The sequence below is a fragment of the Anoxybacillus sp. genome (assembly GCF_036834105.1).
Lineage (GTDB): Bacteria > Bacillota > Bacilli > Bacillales > Anoxybacillaceae > Anoxybacillus.
Map to the genome: position 1 here is coordinate 1 of NZ_DAITON010000164.1, position 4,203 is coordinate 4,203.

A 4,203-nucleotide genomic window follows, 5' to 3' on the forward strand; every position below is an offset into this window, starting at 1 on the left:
GACTCAAAATCGTGTGGGGTAGCCCCCCGTGTGGGTTCGACTCCCACCATCGGCACTATTTTGCCAAACTCCTGTGAAATGCAGGAGTTTTTTATATTTAACTTTTTGTTCATTGTTTGAGCCTCTAAGGATCAATGTTTATCCTTAGAGGCTTTTTATGTATTGCTGACGTAGGCAATAAGAAGTTTAGTTATGCTTATATTTTTCGTTAAATCTAAAATAAAACGAAAATTTTCGTGTAAATAATAAATGAGTGATTGAAGGTGGAACGACTTTTTGCTTATTAATAAATATTTTATTGACTTATATCGGAAACGTTATTATGATTAAGTTACGAAACAAATAAAAGAAAGCGTTTTTATAGTAATTTTATTTACGAAAAATTTCGTAGGAGGGCATAGTTTATGATTCGATTTCCGAAAGATTTCATTTGGGGGGCTGCTACTTCATCATATCAGATTGAAGGAACGGCAACTGGGGAAGATAAAGTTTATTCGATTTGGGATCACTTTTCGCGCATCCCTGGAAAAGTAGCGAATGATGATAATGGAGATATTGCAATCGACCATTACAATCGTTATGTCGAAGATGTTGCATTAATGAAAGCGCTTCATTTGAAGGCGTATCGTTTTTCAACTAGTTGGGCGAGACTTTACAGTGAAACGCCCGGGAAGTTCAACGAAAAGGGGCTAGATTTTTACAAGCGACTTGTACATGAATTGTTAGAAAACGATATCGAGCCGATGTTGACGATTTACCATTGGGATATGCCACAAGCTCTTCAAGAAAAAGGCGGATGGGAAAATCGCGATATTGTTTATTATTTCCGAGAGTACGCTGAGTTTCTTTACAAAAATCTCGGGGACGTTGTAAAGAAATGGATTACTCATAATGAACCGTGGGTTGTGACTTATTTAGGATATGGTAACGGTGAACATGCACCAGGCATTCAAAACTTCACATCATTTTTAAAAGCGGCTCATCACGTTCTTCTTTCTCATGGTGAAGCTGTGAAAGCGTTTCGGGAAATTGGTTCGAAAGATGGAGAGATAGGGATTACATTGAACTTAACACCTGGATATGCGGTAGATCCACAAGATGAAAAAGCTGTTGATGCGGCACGAAAATGGGATGGCTTTATGAATCGTTGGTTTTTAGATCCTGTCTTCAAAGGGCATTATCCGCAAGACATGTTAGAAGTATATAAAGATTATTTACCGGATGTTTATCGAGAAGGGGATTTACAAACAATTCAACAGTCTATTGATTTCTTCGGATTTAACTACTACTCAACGGCAACATTAAAGGATTGGAAAAAAGGTGAACGTGAGCCGATTGTGTTCGAACATGTAAGTACAGGAAGACCGGTGACAGATATGAACTGGGAAGTAAATCCGAACGGCTTGTTCGACTTGCTTGTTCGTTTGAAAAATGATTACGGTGACATTCCGTTATACATTACAGAAAACGGTGCAGCATACAAAGATTTTATCAATGAACAAGGTAAAGTAGAAGACGATGAGCGAGTGGCGTATATACAAGAGCATTTAGCAGCTTGTCATCGTGCCATTGAACAAGGTGTGAATTTAAGAGGATATTATGTATGGTCGTTGTTTGATAATTTTGAGTGGGCGTTTGGTTACGATAAACGTTTTGGAATTGTATATGTCGATTATGAGACGTTAGAGCGAATCCCGAAAAAGAGTGCATTATGGTATAAAGAAACGATCATCAACAATGGCTTTGAAATGAAGCGATATAAATGAAGGAGGTGATGGGGGAAACAAAAAAGTTTTCTTCGTAATAGCGCAAATTGGGGATCGGCCGCTACTACAAAGAAAACTAAAAGAATTATACCGTGCAACAAATAAATAGGCAAACGAAACGTCGTAAAAGACATGAAACATCCTAATTGAAAACAAGGGGGAAAGAAAATGAAGAAGCGAGCTCTCATGTTGTTGTTAACATTTGTGTTAATGATTGCGACTGCGTGTGGCAACCAGTCTCAAAGTGAGAATGAGTCAAACGGAAAAGGATCAAGCGAAAAAGTGAAGTTGAACATGTGGGTAGTCGGAAGCACAGGGTATGAAAAATTAGCTGAAGAGTATATGAAAGATCATCCAAATGTTGAAATTAAAATTCAATCAACACAATTTGATGACCATCATAATGCACTATTTACGGCTTTATCAGCTGGAAGCGGTGCTCCAGATATTGCGATGATTGAAGTGAATAACATTGAACGTTACCGCGAAGCGCAAGATCGCTTTTATAACTTATATGATTTTGGTGCAAAAGATTTGAAAGACCAATATTTAGATTGGAAATGGCGCATTGGTGAAAGCACGGATGGAAGCTTCTTATTTGGTCTTCCAACAGACATTGGCCCAACAGCAATGTTTTATCGCGCGGATGTGTTTAAAGAAGCAGGGCTTCCAACTGATCCTGCAGAAGTTGCGAATTTGATTCCGGACTGGAATGCGTACGAGCAAGTTGCCGCTACAATTAAAGAAAAAACAGGAAAACCAATCGCTGATAATATTGAGCTTGTATACAACGCGTTGCGCGATCAAGCGCCTGTGCAATATTTCAACGAAAAAGAAGAGCTGCTCATTGAAAAAGAACCGTACATTAAGCAAGCGTACGATTACACAGTTCGTTTAATTCAAAAAGGCTATCTTGGCAGCAATGGTTTATGGACGCCAGAATGGGGAAATGCGATGGAGAAAGGAAGTTATGCAACATTGCTTGCACCAGCTTGGATGCAAGGGGTTGTTAAAGGGAATGCACCAAATTCTGCTGGCAAATGGTTGATTACAGACATGCCAGGTGGAGCAGGAAACTGGGGTGGTTCGTATTTAACGATTCCAAAAGAGTCGAAACATGCACAAGAAGCATATGACTTTATTCAATGGCTTGTAGCTCCTGAACAACAATTAAAGTCGTTTAAAGATATGGGGTTATTCCCATCAGCTCCGTCTGTATATGAAGCGCCAGAGTTTAAAGAATATAAAGATGAGTACTTCGGAGGCGTAAATACGGCTCAAGTATTTGCCAACGCAGCACAAAAAGTAAAAACGGTATATATGGGTAAAAACTATACAATTGTTCAAGCAGAAATTGTAAAAGCATTGACAAATGTACAAAAGAAAAAAGCTGACCCAGAGAAAGAATGGGAAGAAGCAATTAAACGCATTAAACGTCAACTTGAGCGTCAATAAAATATATGAGGAAGGGGGAGTTCCCTTCCTCCAACATGATTTTTTTGGAGGGAAATATAATGATATCCCATAATCATACGAATGTAGCCGTCCGTCCAAAAGGGTTAAGTGACAAGAAAAAAACAGCGTTAGCTGGCTACTTGTTTATTTCTCCATTTTTCATCTTATTTGCGATATTCGGGGCTTTCCCGATGGTGTTTAGCTTTTATTTAGCTTTCCAAAAATGGAATGGCTTTGGCGATATGACGTTTGTCGGTTTTAACAACTTTTCGTTCATCTTTACTGATCCGCTGTTTTGGAAATCGATTTATAACACGATTGTAATTGGTTTACTAGGAACAGGACCGCAGTTAATTGCCGCATTAATTTTAGCGGTAGCTTTGAACTCGGCGATTGTTAAATTTAAGAGCGTATTTCGCGTTGCTTACTTCGTGCCAAACGTAACATCGATTGTTGCGGTAGCGATCGTTTTTACCGTTTTGTTTAGCGAGCAAGAAGCGGGATTAGTGAATGCGACACTTCGTTTATTTGGGATTTCGCCAGTGAGCTGGCAAACATCTGAATGGGGAGCGAAAATTGCGATTGCGACGATGATTTTTTGGAGATGGGTTGGATATAACTCCATTATTTTCTTAGCGGGATTGCAAAGTATTCCGAAAGATCTTTATGAAGCTGCAGAAATTGACGGGGCGAAGAAATGGCAACAGTTTCTTTTCATCACTGTGCCGATGTTAAAGCCGATTATCGTATTCGTTGTGTTTACAGCAACGATTGGGTCGCTACAAATTTTTGCAGAACCATTGATTTTCGGAAGTGGGTTTAGAGAAGAAAGCATGACTATCGTTTTATATTTATGGAGAGAAGCGTTTTCGAATAACGCATTCGGAACTGCCTCTGCGACAGCCGTCTCGCTATTTTTACTCATCATTACCCGTGGTGCTAGATAAAATCGAGTAAGCATAAAAATAGCCCTTGCTTGTGG

Annotated in this window: 3 protein-coding genes; all 3 read left to right on the forward strand. The window is 39.2% G+C overall.

What is annotated here, in order from left to right:
- The first annotated feature begins 404 nt into the window (after nucleotides 1-404).
- Nucleotides 405-1,766 (forward strand): GH1 family beta-glucosidase, encoded by a 1,362-nt coding sequence (locus tag V7Z64_RS12110; protein ID WP_297987699.1) that lies wholly within the window; start codon nucleotides 405-407, stop codon nucleotides 1,764-1,766.
- Between the two features lie 168 nt (nucleotides 1,767-1,934).
- Nucleotides 1,935-3,221, forward strand: a complete 1,287-nt coding sequence (locus tag V7Z64_RS12115; RefSeq protein ID WP_297987701.1) for an ABC transporter substrate-binding protein — start codon at nucleotides 1,935-1,937, stop codon at nucleotides 3,219-3,221.
- A gap of 59 nt (nucleotides 3,222-3,280) precedes the next feature.
- Nucleotides 3,281-4,168 carry a carbohydrate ABC transporter permease gene (locus V7Z64_RS12120; protein ID WP_297987703.1) on the forward strand — a complete coding sequence of 296 codons (888 nt, stop codon included), beginning with the start codon at nucleotides 3,281-3,283 and terminating at the stop codon, nucleotides 4,166-4,168.
- Nucleotides 4,169-4,203 lie beyond the last annotated feature (35 nt).

Bases quoted from the DNA above. Each gene is read 5' to 3' on its own strand.
- V7Z64_RS12110 (WP_297987699.1), top strand. From the start codon at position 405: ATGATTCGATTTCCGAAAGATTTCATTTGGGGGGCTGCTACTTCATCA.
- V7Z64_RS12115 (WP_297987701.1), top strand. From the start codon at position 1,935: ATGAAGAAGCGAGCTCTCATGTTGTTGTTAACATTTGTGTTAATGATT.
- V7Z64_RS12120 (WP_297987703.1), top strand. From the start codon at position 3,281: ATGATATCCCATAATCATACGAATGTAGCCGTCCGTCCAAAAGGGTTA.